Raw genomic sequence first — 2228 nt, 5'->3', positions numbered from 1 at the left:
CCGCCTCATGACCATGCCATTCGTTGTACAGTTTGAAATGCTCGATGTCCAGGTAAGCTATTTCGTAGTCTTGGCCGGGGTGTTCTTTCACCAGCTCTTTCGCTTTGGCGAAGAACGTCGAGGCGTTGTAGAGGTTGGTCAGCGGGTCCCGCTCTCTGAGCTGGCGGATACGCATACTCTCGGCGAGGTTTTTGCGCGAGCCCTCTTCTGCCTTAACATCAGAAACGAAGCACATGACCACGGTTTCACCGCGTTCGCCTCGTTTTACCGGCACGACGGTTTGGGCGGTCCATCCCCACTCGCCTGTGCTCAGCAGCCTGCGGAACTCGCTGCGCAGCACTCCGCCCGCTTGTTCGATACGATCCAGCAGTGTGGCAAAGCTCCAAAACTCCTGGAAAACAAGACGATCGTCGGGATGGACCCTTCGGTTCACCGATTCCGCAGGTAAGGGTTCAAGCTTTCCGGCAGGTGCGGTAGTGTTGTACTTGCTGGAATCGCTGTATAGCATCCGGTAGGTGTCGTCGGTCAGGTTGAGCTCGAACAGCGCATCATAGGACGGGGGTTCCCCGAGCATGGCGAACAAGCCGCGGCTTTGGTCGTCGATGGGCTTCCCCGAGAACAGCACGCAAGGGCCGCGCTCGAACCAATCTACTTCCAAATGCGCAATCTCGTACCATTGGTCGCGCTTGGGACTGAAAATGAGGGTTTGCGCGGCAAGGTCGGGCTGATCGGGATTCCAGGGACAGTCTTCGCAAGGTTTGCCTGCGTTGCGGAACAGCTTGTAGCAAAGCCCGTCTTCCTGCGCGCTGGGAAACAGGCGCTTGGCGGCTTCGTCGAAGTATACGATGCGGTAGTCATGGTCGATCACGTACGTATGCCGTTGCATCCTTGGTCCTCCGTGATGTTTTGCCTGGCGTACCCCTCGTTGGTTTCCCCTATTATAGTTTGCATTGAGCCTGCTTGACCCCACAAGTTTCCTTCTGGGCAGCAGCGGGCCGCCTCATGCTATGATGGGCTGATTGGCGGAAGGGAAGGTTTGCAGTGGAAGAATCTGACGAGCGCTACAGCGCCTACGTTGCCATTTTGAACGAGGAACTTATTGCTGCGATGGGATGCACGGAGCCTATCGCTATCGCATTGGCTGCTGCGCGCGCCCGCGAGTTGCTGGGTGTTGTACCCGAGCGCGTATTCGTGGAAGCCAGTGGCAGTATTATCAAAAACGCGAAAAGCGTTGTCGTCCCGCATACCGGCGGGTTGAAGGGTATTGGCGCCGCAGCGGCGGCGGGTATCGTGGCCGGGCGACCCGATCGCAAGCTCGAAGTGATAGCCGAGGTATGTCCCGATGCCGTGCGTGACATCTCTGCCTATCTAGAAAGTACGCCTATCGAGGTGAAACGCACCGACGATGCCGTGGATTTTGAGGTAATCGTGCGGGTGGTTGCCGGAGCCGGTGCACGTGAGGCGTTGGTGCGCATTGCTGATTATCATACGAATATCGTGTACGAGGAGTGCGATGGCCACGTGCTGCACGAAGCACCTTTGGCTTCCGAGGTCGGCACCGCTGAGGGATTGACCGATAGAACCGTGCTGGACATGGCGGGTATCTGGGATTTCGCCATAACCGTACGCCTGGACGATGTGCGCCCGCTGCTCGATCGGCAGATCGCCTGCAACACGGCGGTGGCCGACGAAGGGCTGGCAGGCGACTGGGGTGCCAATATCGGTAGCGTCATGATGCGCGCATACGGCGACGACGTGAAGGTGCGTGCCTGCGCACGGGCCGCCGCTGCATCCGATGCACGTATGAGCGGCTGCGAGCTGCCCGTGGTCATCAACTCCGGCAGCGGCAACCAGGGGATTACGGTGTCGGTGCCCGTTATCGAGTACGCCCGTGAGCTGGGAAGCAGTGACGAGCAGCGGTATAGGGCGCTCGTGCTGTCGAATCTGATCGCCATCCATCAGAAGACGGGTATCGGGCGGCTTTCCGCCTTTTGCGGCGCTGTTTGCGCCGGTGCTGCGGCGGGTGCTGGTATCGCGTACTTGGATGGTGGCGGCTATGAAGATGCCTGCCATGCGGTAGTGAATGCGTTGTCCATCGTTGCGGGCATGGTATGCGACGGCGCTAAGCCCTCCTGTGCCGCTAAGATATCCGTCGCGGTGAATGCCGGCATTCTGGGCTACGTTATGTACCGCGACGGCCAGCAGTTCTACGGCGGCGACGGCATCGT

The 2228-nt window shown here is 59.2% G+C and carries 2 protein-coding genes; one reads left to right on the top strand and one right to left on the bottom strand.

All coding sequences use genetic code 11. The features are described 5' to 3' along the window. Nucleotides 1–886 (bottom strand): diguanylate cyclase (locus tag RR842_RS14145; protein ID WP_332730221.1); only part of this gene is annotated, 886 nt, incomplete at its 3' end. A 155-nt stretch (nt 887–1041) separates the two neighbouring features. Here RR842_RS14145 and RR842_RS14140 point away from each other — a divergent pair. Then, nucleotides 1042–2228, top strand: a 1187-nt coding sequence (locus RR842_RS14140; protein ID WP_332730220.1) for an L-serine ammonia-lyase, iron-sulfur-dependent, subunit alpha, incomplete at its 3' end; no start/stop codon positions are given.

Origin of the sequence: Gordonibacter sp., assembly GCF_036667095.1 — a bacterium.
In the GTDB taxonomy this organism is placed as follows: Bacteria; Actinomycetota; Coriobacteriia; order Coriobacteriales; family Eggerthellaceae; genus Gordonibacter.
This window is presented reverse-complemented; position numbering and strand designations above follow the sequence as displayed.